Here is a 24,433-nt window from a genome sequence, read left to right as displayed (position 1 = left end):
CTCCTTCCCGGCGGGCGGTCATCCCACTCTCCCCCCACCCCACTTCGCACCCCCACCGGTGCCGCTTTCGCACGGAAACCCGAGGTCGCACTGCAATGGCCGATTCGAAGAACCCCGCCGAGGTCCCGACCGGCACGACCGCCGCCGAAGCGGCCGCCGACGCCGTCGGCACGACCGCAGCCGAAGCCCCGACGCCGGCCGGCGAACCGAGCGCGCCCGACGGCCGGACCACGGCCCGCGAGCCGATCGCCGCCGACGAGCCGATCGCCGTCGTCGGGATGTCCTGCCGACTGCCAGGCGCCGCCGACCCCGACGGCTACTGGCGACTGCTCGCCGAAGGCCGCGACGCGGTGACCGAGGCCCCCGAGGACCGCTGGCCGGCCGGCACCGCCGCCGGGTACCGCAAGGGCGGGTTCATCGGGTCCATCGAGGACGTCGCCGCCTTCGACGCCGACTTCTTCGACATCCCGCCCTACGAGGCCGCGGCCACCGACCCCCAGCAGCGCCTCACCCTCGAACTGGCCTGGCAGGCCCTCGAACACGCCCGGATCGTGCCCGCCGCCCTGCGCTCCACGGCCACGGGCGTCTTCGTCGGCGCCAACACCGACGACTACGCCGCCCTGCACGGCCGCCTCGGCCCCGAGACCTCCGGCTCGTACGGCCTCACCGGAACCCAGCGCGGCATCATCGCCAACCGGGTCTCGTACCTGCTCGGCCTGCGCGGCCCCAGCCTGACCGTCGACACGGGCCAGTCGTCGTCCCTGGTCGCCGTGCACGCCGCCTGCGAGAGCCTGCGCCGGGGCGAGACCGAGGTCGCGCTGGCCGGCGGCGTCAACCTCAATCTGCTGCCGGAGACCACCGACACCATCGCCCGCTTCGGCGCGCTCTCCCCGGACGGCCGCTGCCACACCTTCGACAGCCGCGCCAACGGCTACGTACGCGGCGAGGGCGGCGCCTTCGTCGTCCTCAAGCCCCTGTCGCGGGCGCTCGCCGACGGCGACCCGGTGCTCAGCGTCATCCTGGGCGGCGCAGTCAACAACGACGGCGGCGGCGAGGCCCTGACCGTGCCCAGCGCGATCGCCCAGGCCGACGTCGTACGCGGCGCCCTCACCCAGGCCGGAGTCCGCCCCGAGCAGGTCCAGTACGTCGAACTGCACGGCACCGGCACTCCCGTCGGCGACCCGATCGAGGCCGCGGCCCTCGGCGCCGCCCTCGGCAGCGGCCGTACGGAGGACGCCCGGCTGCTCGTCGGCTCGGCCAAGACCAACATCGGTCACCTGGAGGGCGCGGCCGGCGTCGCGGGCCTGCTCAAGGTGGTCCTCAGCATCGTCCACCGCCGCATCGCACCGAGCCTGCACTTCGCCGAGCCGCACCCCGACATCCCGCTCGAGGACCTCGGGCTGCGCATGGCCCTGGAGACGCAGGAGTGGCCCGCCACCGGCCAGGACCGGCTGATCGCGGGCGTCAGCTCCTTCGGCATGGGCGGCACCAACTGCCACTTGGTGCTGGCCGAGCCGCCCGCGCTCCCCGAGGAGACCGCGGAGCCGGCTGCCGCCACCGATGCGCCCTGGGTCCTCACCGCCCGCTCCGCCGCCGCCCTGCGCGGCCAGGCCGCCGCGCTCGCCGCCCACCTCGACACGTACCCGAAGACCTCCCCGGCCGACGTCGCCGCGTCCCTGACCCGCACCCGCGCCGAGTTCGAGCAGCGCGCGGTGATCCTCCCGGGCGACGACCAGACCGCCGCCCTGCGCGCCCTCGCCGCCGACGAGCCGCACGCCACCGTCCTCACCGGCACCGCCTCGGCCACCGGCCGCACCACCCTCCTCTTCCCGGGCCAGGGCTCGGAATGGCAGGGGATGGCCCGTGAACTCCTGGCCACGTCACCGGTGTTCGCCGCGCGGATCGCCGATTGCGCCGAGGCCCTCGCCCCGTTCACCGACCACTCCCTCCTCGACGTGCTCACCGGCGCCCCGGGCGCACCCGGCCTCGACCGCCTCGACGTCGTCCAGCCCGCGCTGTGGGCCGTGATGGTCTCCCTCGCCGAGGTGTGGCGGTCCTACGGTGTCGAACCCGACCTGGTGATCGGCCACTCGCAGGGCGAGATCGCCGCCGCGACCGTCACCGGCGCCCTCACCCTGCCCGACGCGGCCCGCGTGGTCGCGCTGCGAGCCCGCGCCGTGGCCCGGCTGGGCGGCCGGGGCGGCGGCATGATGCAGGTCGCCGCGGACCGCGACACCGTCGCCGACCTCCTCGCCGCACTCACCCCCGACGTGTCGATCGCCGTGGCCGGCGGCCCGCGCGCGACGGTCGTCTCCGGCCCGGTCGAGTCGCTGACGGCCCTGGCCGACGTCCTGGACGAGGCCGGACACCGCACCAAGCTCCTGCCGATCGACTACGCCTCCCACTCGGCGGCCGTCGAGGAACTGCGCGCGGAGATCCTCGACGCGCTGGCCCCGATCCGCCCCCTGTCCACCCCCACGCCGTTCGTGTCCACCGTCACCGGCGAACTCCTCGACACCGCCGAGCTGGACGCCGAGTACTGGTACCGCAACCTGCGCGAACCCGTGGAGTTCGGCCGCGCCGTCGAGACCGCGCTCGGCCACGGGGCCCGGCTGTTCGTCGAGTGCAGCCCGCACCCCCTGCTGCTCGACGCGGTGGAGGAGACTGCCGAGCGGACGGCCGAGCGGGTCGTCGCCGTGGGCACCCTGCGCCGTGACGAGGGCACCACCGCCCGCCTGACGCACTCGCTGGCGGAGGCGTATGTCAACGGCGTTCCCGTCCATCGAGAAGACCTCTCCGGGCCGACGGACACCCGCTTGGTCGACCTGCCGACCTACGCCTTCCAGCGCCGCCGCCACTGGCTGACGGACACGGAGAGCGCCGAGGCGGCCGGTTCCGCGCCCGAGGCGAAGTCCGTACGGCAGCTGCTGCACATCATCGGGGACATCGTCAGCGGTGTCGGAGGTACGGCCGTTTCCGACGGGGGAGTGGAGCCCGGCAGGCCCTTCAAGGAGCTGGGCCTCGACTCGCTGGGCACCCTCGAGCTGCGCCGACGTCTGAGCGCGGCGACCGGCCTCTCCCTGCCCACCTCCCTGACGTACGCCTTTCCCACCCCCCAGCGGCTCGCGGAGCATCTGCACGAGCGGATGACCGCGGAGGCGCGCCCGGTGGCCGCCGCGCCCGTACGGCCGGCCCCGGTCGTGGCGGACGAGGACCCGGTGGTCATCGTCGGCATGGCCTGCCGCTACCCGGGCGGGGTGACCTCCCCGGAGGACCTGTGGCGGGTCGTCGCCGAGAACGTGGACGGGACCAGCGAGTTCCCCGTCAACCGCGGCTGGAACATGGACGTGCTGTTCGCGGGCGACGGCTCCGGCACCAGCTACGTCCGGCGCGGTGGGTTCCTGCACGACGCCGACGAGTTCGACGGGCCGTTCTTCGGGATCAGCCCGCGTGAGGCGCTCGCGATGGACCCGCAGCAGCGGCTGCTCCTTGAGACCTCGTGGGAGGCCATGGAGCGGGCGGGCATCGACCCGGCCGGGCTGCGCGGCTCCGACACCGGCGTGTTCACCGGTCTGATGGCGGGCGACTACGGTCCCCGCATGGACAAGCCGGTCGCGGGCACCGACGGGCACCTGATGACCGGCTCCCAGTCGAGCGTCGCCTCCGGGCGCATCGCCTACACCTTCGGCTTCAACGGGCCCGCCCTGTCCGTCGACACGGCGTGCTCGTCGTCGCTGGTCGCGCTGCACCTGGCGGCGGAGGCGCTCAAGCGGGGCGAGTGCTCGCTGGCCCTCGCCGGCGGGGTGACGCTGATGTCGCGGCCCGGCACCTTCGTGGAGTTCAGCCGGCAGAAGGGGCTGTCGCCGGACGGGCGCTGCAAGCCGTTCTCGGCGGCCGCCGACGGCACCGCGTTCGCGGAGGGTGCCGGCATGCTCGTCGTCGAGCGGCTCTCCGACGCCCGCCGCAACGGCCACCCGGTGCTCGGCGTCGTCCGCGGCTCCGCCGTCAACCAGGACGGTGCCAGCAACGGCCTCACCGCCCCCAACGGCCCCGCCCAGGAGATGGTCATCCGGCGCGCCCTTGAGGTGGCCGGGCTCGCGTCCGCCGACGTGGACGTGGTCGAGGCGCACGGCACCGGCACCCAGCTCGGCGACCCGCTGGAGGCCGAGGCGCTCATCGCCACCTACGGGCAGGAGCGGCCCACCGACCGGCCGCTGCTCATCGGCTCGGTGAAGTCCAACATCGGCCACACGCAAGCTGCTTCGGGTGTCGCCGGTGTCATCAAGATGGTCATGGCGATGCGCCACGGCCACCTGCCCGCGATCCTCCACCTCACCGAGCCGACCCCGCACGTCGACTGGAGCGAGGGGTCCGTCGTCCCGCTCACCGAGGCCCGCCCGTGGCCGGAGACGGACCGGCCGCGCCGGGCCGCCGTGTCGTCGTTCGGCATCAGCGGGACCAACGCGCACGCGGTCATCGAGGAGCCGCCCGTCTTCGAGGACACGTTGGCCGACGGCGAGCCGCAGGCGGACGCTCGGCAGCGTGTGCCGCAGACCCGGCAGGGCGCGTCGGAGGTTCTTGAGGGCACGTCGGCCGCCCGGCCGCTCGGCTGGGCCCTCACCGCCCACACCGAGGCCGCACTGCGCGGCCAAGCCGACCGCCTGCACGCCTTCGTCAGCGGCGACACCGCCGTGCGTCCCGTCGACGTCGCGTACTCGCTCGCCCGCACCCGCTCCCGCTTCGACCACCGCGTGCTCGTCCTCGGCCGCACGCGTGACGAACTCCTCGCCGGGCTCGCCGCCGTCCGCGACGGCGCGCAGGACGGCCAGGGGATCACCACGGGCAAGGCACGCCCGGCCGCGCAGACCGCGTTCCTGTTCACCGGGCAGGGCGGCCAGCGGCCCGGCATGGGCCGGGAACTGTACGACGCCTTCCCGGTGTTCGCCAGCGCCTTCGACGAGACGTGCGCCGCGCTCGACGCCCATCTCGACCGCCCGCTGCGCGAGGTGATGTGGGCTGCCGCGGACACCCCGGAGGCGGACCTCCTCAACGAGACGCAGTACACCCAGCCCGCCCTGTTCGCCTACCAGGTGGCCGCGTTCCGGCTGCTCGGGGCGCTGGGCGTGACGCCGGACGAGATCGCGGGCCACTCGGTGGGCGAGATCGCCGCCGCGCACGTGTCCGGCGTGTGGAACCTCGCCGACGCCGCACGCATGATCACCGCCCGGGGCCGACTGATGCAGACGCTCGAGGCGCGGGGCGCGATGGTGGCGGTCGGCGCCTCGTACGAGGAGGTGCTGCCGAGCCTGGCCGGCAAGGAGGGCCTGGTCGGTGTCGGTGCCGTCAACGGACCGGAGAGCGTCGTTCTCTCCGGCGAAGAGGAGACCTGCCTCGCTCTCGCCGCGCACTGGGCCGAACAGGGCCGCCGTACCAAGCGCCTGACGGTCTCCCATGCCTTCCATTCGCCGCTCATGGAACCGATGCTCGCCGACTTCGAGAAGGTGCTCGGTGAACTCGCCTTCCACGAGCCCGAGTCGGCGCATGTGAATGACCTTCTCGGCACCGACGTGACCGCCGACTGGGGCCAGCCGGCGTACTGGCTGGAGCAGGTCCGCCGCCCGGTGATGTTCCGCTCGGTCATCGCCGAGCTGGAATCGCGCCGGATCACCGCCTACCTGGAGGTCGGCCCGCGTGCCGTGCTCGCCGCGATGGCCCAGGAGTGCCTGACCCAGGGCGGCGCCACCGTCACGGCGCTGCACCGCCGCGACCGGGCTGAGAACGACGCTCTCCTCGCCGCCCTCGCCGAGGCGTTCACGGCGGGCGTGCCGGTCGACTGGGCGGCCCTCGCCGACGGCGGCACCCGCGTCGACCTGCCCACCTACGCCTTCGACAAGCGGCGCAGCTGGGTCACCGACCAGGTCGCGGGCGATGTCACCGCCGCCGGACTGCGCTCCACCGAACACCCGATGCTGCGCGCCCTGCTCGACCTCGCGGACGGCGACGGCGCCGTGGCCACCGGACGACTGTCCCTCACCGACCTGCCCTGGCTCGCCGACCACCGCATGGGCGGCCGCCTGATCGTCCCCGGTACGGCCGTTCTCGACCTCGTCCTGGACGTCGCCGACCAGGTCGGCCGCTCCCGCGTCGACGAGCTGATGTTCGAGGCTCCGCTGGTGCTGCCCGAGGAGGGCGATCTGCACCTCCAGGTCGTCGTCACCGGCGAGAACGGCGACGACAGCCGCAGCGTCCGCGTCTACTCCCGGCCCGACGGCACGGAGGAGTGGACCCGCAACGCCTCCGCCACCGTCTCCGAGGCCGCCGCACCGGCCACCGCCTTCGACTGGGCGACCTCCTGGCCCCCGGCCGACGCCACCCCGGTCGACTTCGACGCCGCCTACGACCAACTGGCCGAGACCGGCTACGACTACGGGCCCGCCTTCCGCGCCGTACGCCAGGTGTGGCGCCGCGACGACGCGATCTTCGCGGAGATCGCGCTGGCCGACGGCATCGGTGTCGAGGGCCACGGGGTGCACCCGATCCTCCTCGACGCCGCGCTCCACCCGTATGTGATCGGCTCCGAGTCGGCCGAACTGCGGCTGCCGTTCGCCTTCCAGGGCGTCACCCTGGCCGCGACCGGCGCCACGGCCCTGCGGGTGCGGCTGACGCTCGACGGCCCCGACGGCCTGAACATCGAGGCGGCCGACGGCGCCGGCCGACCGGTCCTGTCGGCGGAACAGCTCCGCGTCCGCGCGGTCCCCGCCGACTTCGCGACCGCCGCCGCGAGCACGACCTCGCAGCTCTACCGCATCAACTGGGAGAAGTTCCCGGCGGCCGCCCGCCCCGACACGGCCACCTGGGCGACGGTCGGCGCGCCGATCCCCGGGCTCGTCGGCTTCGACAGCCTCGACGACCTGACGGCCGCCGTGGACGCCGACCGCTTCGACCATGTGATCGTGCGCTGCGGCGCGGGCTCCGTGCGCGAGAACGCGAACGATGTTCTCGCCCTGGCGCAGCGCTGGCTGACCGAGGAGCGGCTCGTCGACGCGCGCCTGGTGCTCGTCACCCGGGGCGCGGTCGCGACCGGTCTGGAGAGCAGCCCGCCCGACCCCGCGCAGGCCGCCGCCTGGGGCCTGGTGCGCACGGCGCAGTCCGAGAACCCCGACCGATTCGTACTGGTCGACCTCGACGCCTCGGCGGGCGAGCCGAACGAGAACGACCTTCTGGAGGCCGTGGCGACCGGCGAGCCCCAACTCGCCCTGCGCGACGGCACACCCAGGGTGCCCCGCCTCACCCGCGACGCCGGTACGGCCGTACTGCCGGACCCGGTCGTCACGGCCTGGCGTATGCAACCGACGGGCAGCGGCTCGCTGGACGGGCTCGCCCTCGTGCCGTACGAGGAGGCCGAACGGCCGCTCGCGGCCGGCGAGGTACGGGTCGCCGTTCGCGCGGCCGGCCTGAACTTCCGTGACGTGATGATCACCCTCGGACGGATGGAGCACAGCGCCGGGCTCGGCTGGGAGCTGGCCGGTGAGGTCCTGGAGGTCGGCCCGGAGGTCACCGGGCTCGCCGTGGGCGACCGGGTGGCCGGTGCCGTCCCCGGCAACGCCTTCGCGCCGCTGGCCGTCGTGGACCGCCGCGACCTGGCCCACATCCCCGCGAACTGGTCGTACGTCGAGGCCGCGTCCGTGCCGCTCGCGTATCTCACCGCGTACTACGCGCTCGTCGACCTCGCGGGCCTGAAGGCTGGGGAGTCGATCCTGATCCACGCCGCCGCCGGTGGTGTCGGCATGGCGGCCGTGCAGGTCGCGCGGCACCTCGGGGCCGAGGTGTTCGGCACCGCGAGCCTCGGCAAGTGGGACACGCTGCGGGAACAGGGGCTGGACGACGACCACATCGCCAACTCCCGCGACCTCGACTTCGAGAACCGTGTTCTCAAGGTGACCGACGGGCGCGGCGTGGACGTCGTTCTCGACTCCCTGTCCGGGGAGTTCGTGGACGCCTCGCTGCGGACGCTCGCCGCCGGAGGCCGTTTCGTCGAGATGGGCAAGACCGACATCCGCGACGCGGACGAGGTCGCCGCCCGCCACCCCGGTGTCCACTACCAGGCCTTCGACCTGCACGACGCCGGGCCCGACCGCCGGGGCGAGATGCTCGCCGAGGTGCTGCGACTCTTCGGCGAAGGGGTCCTCGCTCCGCTGCCGGTCACCACCTGGGACGTACGGCAGGCGCCGGACGCGCTGCGCTACCTCAGCCAGGCGCGCCACGTCGGAAAGGTCGTTCTCACCCTGCCGAGGGCAGCCGACCCGGAGGGCACCGTCATGATCACCGGTGCCACGGGCACGCTCGGCCGCCTGGTCGCCCGGCACCTGGTCACCGAGCACGGAGCACGGCATCTGCTGCTTGTCGGCCGACGTGGTGCCGCCGCCGAGGGGATGCCCGAACTCGCCGCCGAACTGGAGGAGTTGGGCGCGTCGGTCACCCTCGCCGCGTGCGACGTCGCCGACCGGGACGCAGTGGCCGCGATGCTGGCGGACATCCCCGCCGAGCATCCGCTGACCTCCGTGATGCACGCGGCGGGCGTCCTGAGCGACGGCATCCTCGGCCAGCTCAGCCCGGAGCGGATGGACAAGGTGCTGCGGCCCAAGACCGACGCCGCCCTGGTCCTGGACGAGCTGACGGCGGACCTCGACCTTGAGAACTTCGTTCTCTTTTCGTCCATCTCGGGTGTGATCGGCAACGCGGGACAGGGCAACTACGCCGCCGCCAACGCCGCGTTGGACGCCCTCGCCGTACGGCGGGCGCGCGGCGGGCGTGCGGCCGTCTCGATCGCCTGGGGTCTGTGGGCGTCGGAGTCCGCCATGACCGCCTCCCTGTCCGAGGCTGACAAGGCGCGCCTCGCGGGCGGCGGCACCCTCTCGCTCGCCGCCGACGAGGGCCTGGCGCTGCTCGACGCGGCCCTGCGCGGCGCCGAACCGGCCGTGGTCGCCTCCCAGTGGGACGTGGCCGCGCTGCGGGCCCGCGCCAACGGGGGCGCCGAACTGCCGGCACCGCTGCGCGGACTGGTCAAGGCGCGTCGCCGCGCGGCGGCCACGGCGACCACCGCGTCCGCCGGGACCGACACCGGCCTCGCCCAGCGCCTGGCCGGCATGACGGAGGACACGGCACGCCAGACGGTCGTCGACGTCGTCCGCACCCATGTCTCCGGCGCCCTCGGCTACGACGCCGACGCCGCCGTGGACATGGAACGTCCGTTCTCCGACCTCGGCTTCGACTCGCTCACCTCGGTGGAGCTGCGCAACCGCCTGTCCGCCGCGACCGGCCTGCGCCTGCCGACCACGGTCGTCTTCGACCACCCCACGGTCACGGCCATGGCAGAGCACGTGTACGGCAAGCTGCGCGCCGAGGCCACGACGCAGGTGCCCACCGAGTCGTCCCTGGACGAGGTGGAACGGGTGCTGCGCAGCGCGGCCGGGCGGGCCGACGCGAAGGACGGGCTGGTGCGGATCCTGCGCCAGACGCTGGCGGACCTCGACGGCGGCCCGGCCGACGAGACGGCCGACGGCACCGAAGAGGATGCCTTCGACTCCGACGAGGACCTCTTCGCCTTCATCGACCAGCAGGGCTGAGAACCCCGCTCTCGGCAGGCCCGCTCCTGAGGCGGGCCTGCCGACGCGTCCCCCCACCGAACCCGAGAAGAGTCTGAGAACACCACCCATGGCAGCCACCGAAGACAAGTTGCGGGACTACCTCAAGCGGGCGACCAACGACCTGGCGCGGACCCGGCGCAAGCTGGCCGCGCTGGAGGAACGCGCCGCCGAACCCATCGCCATCGTCGGCATGTCCTGCCGCTACCCGGGCGGAGTCACCTCCCCCGAGGAACTGTGGCGGCTGGTAGCCGACGGCGTGGACGCGACCAGCGACTTCCCCGTCAACCGGGGCTGGGACCTGGACGCCTTGTTCGCACCCGAGGGCGATGTCACCAGCTATGTCAGGCGCGGCGGATTCCTGCACACGGCAGACGAGTTCGACGCACCGTTCTTCGGGATCAGCCCGCGCGAGGCGCTCGCCATGGACCCCCAGCAGCGGCTGCTGCTGGAGACCGCCTGGGAGGGCATGGAACGGGCGGGCATCGACCCGGCGGGGCTGCGCGGCTCCGACACCGGCGTGTTCGTCGGCGTCATGGCGGGCGACTACGGGCCGCGCCTCGACGAGCCGGTCGGCGGCACCGACGGCCACCTCGGCACGGGCACGCACGCCTCCGTCACCTCGGGCCGCATCTCGTACGCCTTCGGCTTCAACGGGCCCGCGATGTCGATCGACACGGCGTGCTCGTCGTCCCTGGTGGCGCTGCACCTGGCGGTGGAGTCGCTGCGCCGGGGCGAGTGCTCGCTGGCGCTGGCGGGCGGGGCCACGGTCATGTCGGGCCCCGGCAGCTTCGTCGAGGGCTGCCGGCAGAAGGGCCTGGCTGCCGACGGCCGCTGCAAGCCGTTCTCGGCCGCCGCCGACGGCACCGCCTGGGGTGAGGGTGTCGGCTTCCTCGTCGTGGAGCGACTGTCCGACGCCCGCCGCCACGGGCACCCGGTGTTGGCCGTGGTCCGGGGTGCGGCCGTCAACCAGGACGGCGCCAGCAACGGCCTGACAGCACCCAACGGCCCGTCCCAGGAGAACGTCATTCGCCAGGCCCTGGCCGCCGCCGGGCTCTCTCCGGACGGGGTCGACGCGGTCGAGGCCCACGGCACCGGCACCACCCTCGGCGACCCCCTGGAGGCCTCGGCGCTGATCGCCACCTACGGCCAGGACCGCCCCGCCGACCGGCCCCTGCTGCTCGGCTCCCTCAAGTCCAACGTGGGGCACACCCAGGCCGCGGCCGGTGTCGGCGGTGTCATCAAGATGGTGATGGCGATGCGGCACGGCACCGTGCCCGCGACCCTGCACCTCGACGAGCCCACCCCGCACGTGGACTGGAGCGACGGTACGGTCCTGCCGCTCGGCGAGTCCCGGCCCTGGCCCGAGACGGGCCGGCCGCGCCGCGCGGCCGTGTCCTCGTTCGGCATGAGCGGCACGAACGCGCATGTGGTTCTCGAAGAGGCCGAGGTCTTTGAACAGGCCGACGGCTCCGAACAGGCCGAGGAGACCACCGAGGCCGGCGCGCTTCAGGCTCCGTCCGTCGTCGCCTGGCCGCTCTCCGGCCGCGGCCCCGACGGGCTGTCCGGACAGGCGGCCCGACTCCGCGACGCGGTCGCGGGAACGGGCCTCTCCGACGTAGCCGCCTCCCTCGCGGCCCGGACCGCCCTGGACCACCGCGCGGTCGTCATCGGCTCCTCCGCCGAGCAACTCACCGCAGGGCTTGCCGCTGTCGCCGAGAACACCGAAACCACGCGCACGGACCCTGAAAGCACCGACGCCGAGAGCGCCGTTCTCGTACGAGGAATCGCCGGCCGCTCCCGCAATCGCAACGTCTTCGTCTTCCCCGGCCAGGGCGCCCAGTGGCCCGGCATGGGCGTCGAACTCCTCGACTCCTCCCCGGTGTTCGCGGCGGCGATCGCCGACTGCGAGGCCGCCCTCGCCCCGCACGTCGACTGGTCGCTGACCGAGGTGCTCCGGGCCGCCCCCGAGGCCGGCCTGCTGGACCGCGTCGACGTCGTCCAGCCGGTGTCCTTCGCCGTGATGGTGGCGCTCGCCCGCCTCTGGGCGTCGGCGGGTGTGCAGCCGACCGCAGTCATCGGCCACTCCCAGGGCGAGATCGCGGCGGCGCACATCGCGGGCGCCCTCACCCTGGAACAGGCGGCCACCGTCGTCGCCCTGCGCTCGCGGGCGCTGACGGAACTGGCGGGCGAAGGCGGCATGGTGTCCGTGCCGCTGCCCGAAACCGAGGTCTCGAAACTGCTCGCGGACCGGGCCGGGCGGCTGGAGGTCGCCGCGGTCAACGGCCCGTCGTCCACCGTCGTCAGCGGTGACGCCGAGGCCGTCGAGGAATTCCTCGCGGAGTGCGAGAAGCGCGAGATCCAGGCCCGCCGCATCCCCGTCGACTACGCCTCCCACTCCCACCACGTCGAACGCATCGAGAACCGCCTTTCCACCCTCCTGGCCGGCATCACCCCCCAGCAGCCGCGCATCCCCGTCTACTCCTCCGTGACCGGCGAACCCACCGTCGCCGAGACCATGGACGGCGCCTACTGGTACCGCAACCTGCGCCACCAGGTCCGCTTCGAGGCCGCGGTGCGTTCCGCCCTGGCCGCCGGACACGACGCCTTCATCGAGGTCAGCCCGCACCCCGTGGTGACGATCGGCATCACGCAGACCGCCGAGGACGCGGGCGCCGACGTGGCCCTGGCCACCACCCTCCGCCGCGACCAGGGAGACCGGACCCGGCTCCTGACGGCGTTCGCCGAGGCGTTCACCTCCCGTATCCCGGTCGACTGGGCGGCCGTCCACGCCGACGGCCGCCCGGTCCCGCTGCCCACGTACGCCTTCCAGCGGCAGCGGTACTGGCTGGACCGCAAGGTCGACGGCGGCGCGCAGGTGACCAGCGCCGGACTCGACGGCACCGGGCACCCCCTGCTGACCGCCGCCGTCGCGGTGGCGGGCACCGAACAGTGGCTCCTCACCGGACGACTCTCGCTCCACTCCCACCCCTGGCTCGGCGACCACATGGTGGACGGCACGGTCCTGCTCCCGGGAACGGCGTTCGCCGAACTCGCCGTACGCGCCGGTGACCAGGCGGACTGCCCGGTCGTCGACGAACTCACCCTGCACACCCCCCTGTTGCTCGCCCCGGGCGAGGCTCTGCGCCTCCAGGTCTGGGTCGAGGCCCCCGAAGCGGACGGTCGCCGCCACTTCACGGTCTCCTCCTGCATCGAAGGCACCACCACCGACGCGACCTGGACCCGGCACGCCTCCGGCACCCTCGCCACCGGTCCGACCACCGCGCCCGTCGAGCCCCTGGCCGCCTGGCCGCCGTCCGAGGCCCGCCCCACCGACGTCTCGGACCTCTACGACCGTCTCGACGAGGCCGGTTACGGCTACGGCCCCGCCTTCCGCGGCCTGCGCGAGGCCTGGCAGTCCGGCGACGACCTCTACGCAGAGGTGGAACTACCCGAGCCACTCACCGACCAGGCCGATCGCTTCGGTCTGCACCCGGCGCTGTTCGACGCCGTCCTGCACACCCTGCGCGCCGGCGACTGGTTCGCCCGACCCGACGGCGGCTCCCCGGTCCTGCTGCCGTTCGCCTGGTCCGGCGTACGCCTGCACGCCTCCGGCGCGTCCCGGCTCCGGGTCCACCTGCGGCGCACCGGCCCCGACGAGATCACCGTTCTCGCCGCCGACACGGTCGGAGCCCCCGTCGTCACTGTCGACACACTGCGGCTGCGAGAGGCGATCGGTGGCACCACGGGCGCGTCCGCGTCGCCCCGCTTCGAGTCCCTGTACGAGATCGAGTGGACCGCCGTGGCGGAGGAGTCCGCCGCAGCCCCGCTGCCCGACGGCACGACCGTGGTCACGATTCCCGGCACAACTCCTGTTCACGAGGCGGTGGTCGACGCACTGGCCGTCGTGCGGGACTGGCTCGACGCCGGTCACGGCGCCGACGCCCGGCTCGTGCTGGTGACCCGGGGCGCGGTGGCGACCGGCCCCGCCGACCGTGGGCCCGACCCGGCCCAGGCCGCCGTGTGGGGTCTGGTGCGGTCCGCGCAGTCGGAGCATCCGGGGCGTTTCGTTCTGCTGGACACCGACCCGGCGGGTTCCGGCGGGCAGGAACCGGCCGTGGCGGCCGCGTTGGCCGCCGACGAACCGCAACTCGCCGTACGTGACGGGCAGTTGCTGGCTCCCCGGCTGGCCGCCGTGACCGGGAACGGCGTTCTCGCCCCGCCCCCGGAGGTGGACACCTGGCGGCTGGAGGCCACCGGCAGCGGCTCGCTGGACGGGCTCGCGCTGGTGCCGTACGAGGAGGCGAACCGGCCGCTCACGGCGGGAGAGGTCCGTATCGCCGTGCGTGCGGCGGGCCTGAACTTCCGTGACGTGCTGATCACCCTCGGCATGGTCGAGCACCGGGCCGGTCTCGGCTGGGAGCTGGCCGGTGAGGTGCTGGAGGTCGGCCCGGAGGTCGACGGACTCGCCCCCGGAGACCGGGTGATGGGCCTGGCTCCCGGCGACGCGTTCGCGCCGGTGACCGTCACGGACGTCCACATGCTGGCGAAGGTGCCGCAGGACTGGTCGTACGTCCGGGCCGCCTCGGTGCCGCTCGCGTATCTCACCGCGTACTACGGCCTGGTCGACCTCGCAGGTCTGAAGGCGGGGGAGTCGGTGCTGATCCACGCCGCCGCCGGCGGTGTCGGCATGGCGGCCGTGCAGATCGCCCAGTACCTCGGTGCCGAGGTCTTCGGCACGGCCAGCACCGGCAAGTGGGCCACGCTCCGGGCACAGGGCCTGGATGACGACCACATCGCCAACTCCCGCGACCTCGACTTCGAGAACCGCGTTCTCGAAGCTACTGGCGGACAGGGCGTGAACGTCGTTCTCGACTCCCTGTCCGGGGAGTTCGTGGACGCCTCGCTGCGGACCCTCGCGTCCGGCGGCCGGTTCGTCGAGATGGGCAAGACCGACATCCGCGACGCGGAGGAGGTCGCCACCCAGCACCCCGGAGTCCACTACCAGGCCTTCGACCTGCGCGAGGCCGGGCCCGAGCGGATGCACGCGATGCTCGCGGAGGTGCTCCGGCTCTTCGACGAGGGTGTCCTGACCCCGCTGCCGGTCACCACCTGGGACGTCCGACGCGCCCCTGAGGCCTTCCGGTACCTCAGCCGGGCCCGGCATGTCGGCAAGCTCGTTCTCACCCTGCCGAGGGCCGCCGACCCGGAAGGCACGGTCCTCATCACCGGGGCCACGGGCACACTCGGCCGCCTGGTCGCCCGGCACCTGGTCACCGAGCACGGCGTACGGCACCTGCTGCTCGTCGGGCGACGCGGCGCCGCCGCCGAGGGCATGCCCGAACTCGCGGCGGAGATAGACGAGTTGGGTGCCTCTGCCACCATCGCCGCCTGCGACGTCACCGACCGCGACGCCGTGGCCGCCCTACTCGCAGGCATCCCGGCCGAGCATCCGTTGACCTCCGTGATCCACGCGGCCGGCGTCCTCGACGACGGTGTGGTCGAGCAGCTCACCCCCGAGCGGCTGGAGAAGGTGCTGCGGCCCAAGACCGAGGCCGCCCTCGTCCTGGACGAGCTGACCGCCGACCTCGACCTCGCGCAGTTCGTGTTGTTCTCCTCGGCCGCCGGAGTCGTCGGCAACCCCGGCCAGGCGAACTACGCCGCCGCGAACGCCGCTCTCGACGCCCTCGCCGAGCGCCGCCGCACCGCGGGCCGCCCCGCGCTGTCCCTGGCCTGGGGCCTGTGGGCGCCCGCCAGCGGTATGACCGGCCACCTCACCGAGGCCGAACTCGCGCGACTGGCCCGGGAGGGGAGTGGCGCTCTCACCGCCGAGGAGGGGCTCGCGCTTCTCGACGCGGCGTCGGCGAGCGGCCGTACGACCGTCGTCCCGGCGAAGCTCGACACCGCCCGGTTGCCGCAGCCCGTGCCGCATCTGCTGCGCGGCCTGGTCCGAGGCCCGGCCCGCCGCACCGCCGCCCGCGGCACGGCACCCACCGACTCCGGGCTCGTCGAACGGCTGGCCGCCCTCACCGAGGCCGAGCGCACCGCACACGTACTGGCGTTGGTGCGAGAGGAGACCTCTCGTGTCCTCGGTATGCGCTCGGCGGACAGCGTCCGCTCCGACCAGCCGCTGCGCGAACTCGGCCTCGACTCGCTCATGGCCGTCGAACTGCGCAACCGCGTCAGCGACCGCATCGGCGCCCGCCTGCCCGCCACCCTCCTCTTCGACCACCCGACACCGGCCCGGCTCACCGAACACCTGCTGAGCAGCGTCCTCTCGGTGAAGGAGAACGCGGTTGCCCGACCCGCCGCCGCGCGCGGCCCGGCGCAGACCGACGAACCCGTCGCGATCGTCTCGATGGCCTGCCGTCTGCCCGGCGGCGTCACGGACCCCGACGGGCTGTGGCGGCTGCTCGAAGAGGGCCGGGACGCGGTGGGTCCCTTCCCCGCCGACCGCTGGGACGTGGACTCCCTCTACGACCCCGACCCGGAGGCCCCCGGCAAGACGTACGCCCGAGAGGGCGGTTTCCTCGACGGCATCGATCTGTTCGATCCGGGCTTCTTCGGGATCACCCCGAAGGAGGCCGCCGCCATGGACCCGCAGCAGCGGCTGCTGCTGGAGACGGCCTGGGAGTCGCTGGAGTGCGCCGGGATCGTCCCCGGCGACCTCGCGGGCAGCACCACCGGCGTCTACCTCGGCCTGTTCGACAGCGGCTACCTGGCCGAGGCACGCCTGGACCAGATGGACGGCTACTTCGGCACCGGCTCCGCACCGAGCGTGGCCTCCGGCCGCCTCGCCTACGCGCTCGGCCTGCACGGCCCGGCCATGACCGTCGACACCGCCTGCTCCTCGTCCCTGGTCTCCCTGCACCTGGCCGCGCAGGCACTGCGGCTAGGCGAGTGCGACCTCGCGCTCGCGGGCGGCGCCACACTGATGGTCACCCCGCGCACCTTCGTGGAGTTCAGCCGCCTGCGCGGCCTGTCGCCGACCGGGCGCTGCCGCTCCTTCTCCGACGACGCCGACGGGGCCGTGTGGTCCGAGGGCGTCGGCATGGTCGTACTGAAGCGGCTGAGCGACGCCCGGCGCGACGGCGACGAGATCCTCGCCGTGATCCGGGGCACGGCCGTCAACCAGGACGGCCGCAGCCAGGGCCTGTCCGCCCCGAACGGCCCCGCACAGGAGCAGGTCATCCGGCGCGCCCTGGAGCTGTCCGGGCTCGACCCCGCCGACATCGACTACGTCGAGGCCCACGGCACCGGCACCACCCTCGGCGACCCCATCGAGGCGAACGCCCTCGCGCAGGTCTTCGGTGACGCCCCCCGACCGGATGAGCGCCCGCTCTACCTGGGCTCGCTCAAGTCCAACATCGGCCACGCCCAGGCCGCTTCGGGCATCGCCGGGCTGATCAAGGTCGTGCAGTCGCTGCGGCACAGGACGCTCCCGCGCACCCTGCACGCCGACACCCCCAGCCGCCACGTCGAATGGGACGGCAGCGGACTGGAGCTGCTGCGCGAGCCGATGGCCTGGCCGGGTGCGGAGGAGCGGGTCCGCCGGGCCGGTCTGAGCTCGTTCGGGATCAGCGGCACCAACGCCCACGTGATCGTGGAGGAGGCGCCGGTCGCCGGGCCCCGTCCGCAGACACGGACGGTGCCGCCCGGCGAGGCCACACCGCACAGCGAAGCCCTGCCCACCCCCGACCCATTGCCCCTCTCCGTCGACCTGTTCCCCCTCTCCGCCCGCACCGACACCGCCTTGCGCGCCCAGGCCACCCGCCTCGCCGCGCACATCACCACGGGCGTCGATCTGAAGACCGTCGCCCACACCCTCGCCCGCCACCGCAGCCACTTCGAACGCCGTGCCGCGCCGGTCGCGGGCGGTCGGGACGAACTCCTCGCCCAGCTGGACGAGTTGGCGGCCGGACGGACCTCGTCGACTCCGCCCCGCGAGACCCAGCCCGGCAAGGTCGCCTTCGTCCTCCCCGGACACGGCGGCCAATGGGCCGGCATGGGCCTGGAACTGATGGACGAATCCCCCCTGTTCCGCGCGGAGTTGGAGCGGATCGACGAGGCCGTACACCGACTCGCGGGCTGGTCCGTCCTCGACGTCCTGCGGGACGGGACCGGGGTCGCCATGGAGCGCACCGAGGTGCTCCAGCCGGTGCTGTTCGCGGTCAACGCCGCTCTCGCCGCCGCCTGGCGTGCCCTCGGCGTCACCCCGGACGCGGTGGTCGGACACAGTCTCGGCGAGATCGCGGCGGCGTACGGCGCGGGCGCGCTCACCCTCGACGAGGCTGTGACCGTGGTCACCGGCCGGGCCCGGGCGGTCGTACCGCTGGAGGGCGCGGGCGGCATGCTCTCCGTGGAACTCCCGCACGCGGAGGCCGAGAAGCACCTTTCCCCCTTCGTGGACCGGCTCTTCGTCGCCGCCGTCAACAGCCCCTCGTCCACGGCGATCTCGGGCGACGCCGACGCTCTCGCCGAGCTGCGCCGACAGCTGGACGAGGAAGGGATCGCGTCCCGGACCCTGTCCACGCCCTTCGCCTCGCACACCCCGCTGATGGAGCCGGTCCGCGACGATCTGCTGGCCGCCCTCGCCGGAATCCGGGGCGCCGCGACGGAAATACCGTTCTACTCGACCGTACGCGCGGAGCCCCTGCGCGGTGACGGACTCGACGCCGCGTACTGGTACGCCAACCTGAGCGAACCGGTCCGCTTCGCCGACACGATCCGGCGCATGCTGGACGACGGTTACCGCCACTTCGTGGAGCTCGGCCCGCACCCCTCGCTCGGCCCGTCCATCGAGGCGGTCGCGGCGACGGCGGGCATCGACGCCGTGAGCATCGGATCGCTCCGCCGCACCCACGGCGGGTACGGCCAACTACTGCACGGCCTGGGCAAGTTGTACGTGAGCGGGTACGACCCCGACTGGGCGGTGACGTACCCCGGCGGCGACCGCGCGGACCTGCCCACGTATGCCTTCGCCCGAGAACGCCATTGGCTGTCACCGGCACCCGCACTCCCCACCGGAGCAAGCGCGGGTTCGCCGCTGCTCGACACCCACGTCGAGCCCAGTGACGCCTCCGATCGGCATGTCTTCCAGACCCGGCTCGACCTGCGCGACACCCGCTTCGCCTATCTCGCCGACCACCGGATCTCCGGAGAGGTGTGGATGCCGGGCGCCGCGTTCCTGGAAATGGCCCTCTCGGCGGCGGCAAGCCTCCAGGACGTCGGCGGCGAGGCCCGGCTGGCCGGGGTGCGCTTCGAGGCCCCGCTGCGCCTGGAGCCCGAAACCGCCGTCGAACTGCAACTGGTCCTGGGCCGCGCCGACACCGACGGCAGCCGCGACTTCACCATCGCCTCCCGGACATCCGGACCCCGCCGGGCCCCCTGGACCCACCACGCGGGCGGACGCATCGAACCCGCCGGAGCCGACCTCGCAGCGGCCGCCGCACAAGAACTCACCCCGGCCGCCACACAGGACCTCACCCCGGCCTTCCCCCAGCACCTCACCCCATCCACCCTGCGCGAGAACTGCACCACCTCCACCGACGCATCCACCGTCTACGCCGGCCTCGCCGCCGCGGGCATCGACTACGGCCCCGCCTTCCAGGGCCTCACCGAAGCCCGGTACGAACGTTCCACCGCTCTCGGCCGCCTCACCGAGCGCCCGCGCGCCGGGCACCTGCTGCACCCGGCGGTCCTCGACGCGGCCTTCCACGTGGCCGCGCTCCCCGCCGACGCGCCCACCGGCAGGCCGTTCGTGCCCGCCGGACTCGGACGGCTGCGGTTCACCGGAACCGGCACCACACCCACGTGGACGGCCTGCCGCCTCCGCTCCCAAGAGGGCGACTCGATCACCCTGGACATCTGCCTCTACGACGAGGAGGAACGCCTCGTCGCGGAGATCGAGGGCTTCGAACTGGCCGCCCTCTCCCCGCTCGACCGGGCCCTGATGGAGCTGCGCTGGCAGCCCGCCCGCCGCACCGACGCCCAGCAACCGCCCGCCCGGCGCTCCTGGCTCGTCCTCACCGACGACACCGGGGTCGGCGCCGAACTCGCCGACAGGCTCGGCCAGGTGCCGCACGTCCTCGCCCGCAAGGGCATCGAGTACGGCCTGGACGGCCTCGGCCGGTACGTCATCGACCCGGGGAACCCGCGGCACCTCGTACGTCTCCTCGACGAGGCGTTCCCGGACGGGCCGCCCGAGCGCGTCGTCCAGCTCTTCGGCCTGGACGCCCCCGCGATCGACTCGGCCGACGCCGCCGAGGACGCGGCCCGTCTGTGCTGCCTGAGCACCCTGCACCTCGTACGGGCCCTCACCGAACGGTCCTGGGGCGCCCCCACCGAAGGCAGCCGGGCCCGGGCACCGCGCCTCTTCCTCGTCACCCGGGGCAGCCAAGCAGCAGGCGGCAGCGCCGAGGTGACGCACCCTCAGCAGGCCCTGGGCTGGGGCTTCGGCCTCGCCGTGGCCCAGGAGTACCCGGAGCTGCGCACCACACTCATCGACCTGCCCTCCGACGACTCCGACCCCGCCGGCACCGGCACGGACGCCCTCTGGCACGAGCTGAGCCACCCGGACGACGACGAGACGCAACTCGCCCTGCGCGGCGGCGAACGGCTCGTCCCGAGGCTCACCCGCACCCGCCCGGACACAGACGCCCCAGACACCCCAGCCGCCCCCGAAGGCGCCTACCTGATCACCGGCGGCCTCGGCGGCCTCGCCCGCGTCGTCGCCGAACGGCTCGTCCGCCGAGGCGTACGCCGTCTCGCCCTGCTCGGCAGGGGTGCCCTGGGCGCGGAGGCCGAGCAGTGGATCGACGGGCTGCGGGACCGCGGCGTCACCGTGGCCCACGCCCGCGCCGACGTCACCGACCGCGACGGTCTCACCGCCGCCCTCGCCGGGCTGCGCCACGACCTCGGCCCGATCGACGGCGTCGTCCACACGGCGGGTGTCCTCGACGACGCGACCCTCCCCAACCTCACCCGGGAGCGCGTCCTCAAGGTCCTCGCACCCAAGGTGTTGGGCACGGCACTGCTCACCGAACTGGTACCGGAGGCACGCACCTCCGTGCTGTTCTCCTCGGTCGCCGGTCTGTTGGGTTCCCCCGGCCAGAGCCACTACAGCGCCGCCAACGCCTTCCTGGACGCCTGGGCCCACCACCAGTCCCTGACCGGGCGCCCGGCGCTCAGCCTCGACTGGGGCGCCTGGGCCGACGCCGGCATGGCCGCGGCGACCGACGCCACGGCGGCGACGAGCAGCAGGCAGGGCCTGATCGCCCTCAGCCCGGAGGAGGGCGGCGAACTCTTCGACCGCGTCCTCGGCTCCGGCCGCCGTCAGCTCGTACCCGCCGCCCTGGACTGGCAGGCCCTCGCCGCCGACCCGGCCGCCGCCCGCACCCGCCCCGCCCTGCGCGACCTCGTACCCGCCCGGGACGCGGACCCCGGCACCCGTGACCTGGTCGCCCGGTTCTTCGCCGCCCCCGGCGAGGAGGAACAGACCGAACTGCTCCAGAACTACGTCCGTACGGCGGTCGGCGCGGTCGCCGGCGGTATCGCGGACATCGGCCCCGGCACCGCGCTCAAGGAACTCGGGCTGGACTCCCTGATGATCGTCCACCTGCGCAACACGTTCCTGCGCGACCTCGGCGCCGATCTGCCCACCTCGGCCGTGTTCTCGGCCGCCGACGTCCGCTCCCTGACCGGCGCACTGCGCACCGCGCTGATCGAACAGGGCGGCCCGGCGGCCGTGCGAGAGGACGCGGCACTGCCCTGCGCCGACACCGTGCTCCCCGAGACCGACTTCCGGCCGGTCACCCGTGACGTCGTACGCCTGCTGCGCACCGCCCAGCAGGGCGTGCCCGGCGCGGCGCACGCCATCGGACTCGCCGTCCGCCTCACCACACCGACCACACCGGAACGCCTCACCGAGGTCGTCACCCGGCTCGCCGCCCGCCACGCCGCCCTGCGTACCGCCGTCGTCACCGCAGACGGACGGGAACGACAGCTCCGCGTGGACCGGGACCCGGCCGCGGCCCTCCTGCGCTGGACCGACCTGTCGGACCCCGGCACGGACCTCGACGTGGAACGGCGGCTGCGGGAACTCCTCGAACCGCCCTTCGACCTCGCGAGCGCCCCGCTGTGGCGGTTCGAACTCCTCGACGGCGGTACGGCACACGGCCAGGTCCTCGTCTTCGGCGCCCACCACGCCGTCAGCGACCTCCAGTCGCTGCTGCTGGTCACCGGCGAGATCGACGCCGAACTCTCCGGCGTACGCCTCGACGGCACCACCACCAACCGCGACATCGACCTGCTGCTCACCTCGCAGCCGGACCGTACGGCGAGTCGGGGTGACGGGTCCGCCGAGTGGCGCCGCGAGTTCGAGGGCAGCAAGCGGCTCGAACTGACCCTGACCCGGCCGCGCCCGGCGGCCAGGACCTACCGCGCCGGCAGCCTCACCCTCGACATGCCCGAAGGACTGATGCGGCAGGTCTCCGCACGCGCCGGACGGCTCGCCGTCACCCCGGCGGCCTTCTGTCTGGGCGCCCTCGGCGTCCTGCTCGCCCGTAAGCGGCGGCGCGAGAAGTTCGTCGTCGCCGTGCCCGTCGACACCCGCATCCATGTCGACGCGCCCGCCGCCATCGGCTTCTTCGGAGTGCCCGTGCCGTTCCCGGCCCAGGCCACGCCCGGCGAGCCGATCGCCGAGGCACTGCGCCGCACCGACGGCCGCCTGCAACGGGTGCTGGAGAAGGGCGCGATGTTCTCCGACGCCCTCTCCGAACTGGCCGCCCAGGGCCTGTACCAGCCCAACGCCCCCCTCGTCGAGGTCTACTTCAACTATGTGCGCGTCGCGTCGACGAGGCTCTCCGCCCTGGAGGTGCTGCCCGTCGGCACCGGCTACTCCGACGTGGACCTGATGGTCACCGTGACGCCGGACGCCGGTCGCGTACGGCTGGACCACAACCTCGACATCATCGACGCCGAGGACTGCGCGGCCCTCGGCGAGGAGTATCTGCGCCTGCTCGCCGAGGCCGCCGCCGACCCCGAGGCCGCGACCTGGCACGCGGAACCGGAGACCGGCACCGCGACCGCCGCGACCACCCGGGTCGCCCTCGCCGCCACCTTCGCCCTCGGCGACCTGCCCCTCATGTGCGAGGCCGCGCTGGGCGACACGACCCCCGGCGACGGCCCGACGACGGTCCTGGAGGCCCCGTACCACCAGGCCCTCACCGCCCTGCAGGACCCCTCGGGCGTCTTCGCCCGCTCGGCGGCCGACCTGGGTGTGGTGCTGCTGCGCGGCACGGACCTGGAGAGGTTCAAGCCGGTGGACGACGCCACGCTCGTCGACCTGCGCGTGGAGTACGCGGGCGCCCTGCGCTCGGCCGCCGCACGCACCGGCACCCCGCTGATCGTCGGCTTTCTCCCGACCGCCCACGTCGACGAGCGGCTGGACCGCTGGGCCGCCGACCTGGCCGTCGACCTCGCCGAAGTCCCCGGCATCGCCCTCGTCCACCCCGACGACTGGACCCGCGACCACACCGTCGCCGACCGCTTCGACCCACGCACCGAGGAACTGGCACACCTGCCGTTCACCCCGGAGTTCCAGGCGGCCGTGGCCCTCACCCTCACCGATGTCGTCGAGGCCGTACGCCGCACCCCGCCGAAGGTGATCGCCGTCGACGGCGACGAGACCCTCTGGAGCGGTATCGCGGGCGAGGCCGGAGCCGACGGCGTCGACCTGGGCGGCCCCCGTCGCCTGCTCGCCCGCCGTCTCCTCCAATGGCGGGCCGCCGGGGCCCCCCTGGTCCTGGTCAGCAACAACGACGAGGCGACCGTGAAGGCAGTCCTGGACCGCCGGGACAGCCTGCTGCGCATGGAGCACTTCAGCGTGGTATCCGCGACCTGGGGTCGCAAGGCCGACCGCCTCGCCGAGGCGGCCCGCGACCTGGGCCTCGGCCTGGACTCCTTCCTCTACCTCGACGACAACCCCGTGGAGATCGCCTCCATGCGGGCCGCCCTCCCGCAGGTCCTCTCGGTGACCTGCCCGCCGGCCGCCGAACTGGAGCAGTTCGTAAGGCGGTTGTGGCCGCTCGTCCCCCGGGCGGCCACGGCGGAGGACACGCTGCGCGCCGAGTTCTACCGCACGGAACGGGACCGGGACGCCGTACGCGAACAGGCGAGCTTCGAGGAGTTCCTGGAGCGGCTGGAACTGGAGGTCGACATAAGCCCGTTGATGGACGACGGGTCGGAGCGGGCCGCCCAACTCATCCGCCGCACCAACCAGTTCACCCTGCGGGCCCGATCCGCCGACGGCGGCGACCTGGACCGGCTGCGGAAGGACGGCGAGGTCTGGACCGCGTCCGCCCGCGACCGGTTCGGCGACTACGGCCAGATCGGACTGCTCGCGGTACGCCAGGACGGCGACACCCTCGACGTCCTGGCCTGGATGCTCAGCTGCCGCGCCCTGGGACGCGGAGTGGAGGAACGCCTCCTCCAGTGGCTGGCCGACCACGCCGCCGAACTCGGCTGCACAGCCGTACGCCTGACCGCGGAACACACGCCCCGCAACCTCCCCGCCCGGCGCCTGGTGGCGGCGGTCGGCGGCGACCTGGACGTGGACGCCGATCAGCTTGAGGCCGTCGTGGACCTGGACCGGCTCCGGGAGTTCAAGTCCTGGAGGGCATGACAGCCGAAAGGGCCCGGGCGGCGGCTCCCTCACCGCCGCCGCCCGGGCCCACCCGCACCGCCGCAGCGGTCAGAACGTCACCACCGAGCGGAGGACGTCGCCGGGA

General features: G+C 73.8%; 2 protein-coding genes. Both read left to right on the top strand.

Annotation, left to right across the window (positions count from 1 at the left end):
* Positions 1-95: 95 nt before the first annotated feature.
* Complete coding sequence (locus SGFS_RS12305; protein ID WP_286249919.1) at positions 96-9,626, top strand: type I polyketide synthase; 9,531 nt, start codon at positions 96-98, stop codon at positions 9,624-9,626.
* A gap of 88 nt (positions 9,627-9,714) precedes the next feature.
* Entirely contained in the window at positions 9,715-24,327 is a 14,613-nt protein-coding gene (locus SGFS_RS12300; protein WP_286249917.1) for a type I polyketide synthase, read from the top strand.
* Positions 24,328-24,433: the final 106 nt, after the last annotated feature.

It is taken from the genome of Streptomyces graminofaciens (assembly GCF_030294945.1).
Lineage (GTDB): Bacteria > Actinomycetota > Actinomycetes > Streptomycetales > Streptomycetaceae > Streptomyces > Streptomyces graminofaciens.
The sequence above is the reverse complement of the archived record's forward strand: the minus strand, read 5'-3'. Positions and strand labels throughout refer to the sequence as shown.

Coding starts and splice junctions, on each gene's coding strand:
- SGFS_RS12300 (WP_286249917.1), top strand. CDS start 9,715: ATGGCAGCCACCGAAGACAAGTTGCGGGACTACCTCAAGCGGGCGACC.
- SGFS_RS12305 (WP_286249919.1), top strand. CDS start 96: ATGGCCGATTCGAAGAACCCCGCCGAGGTCCCGACCGGCACGACCGCC.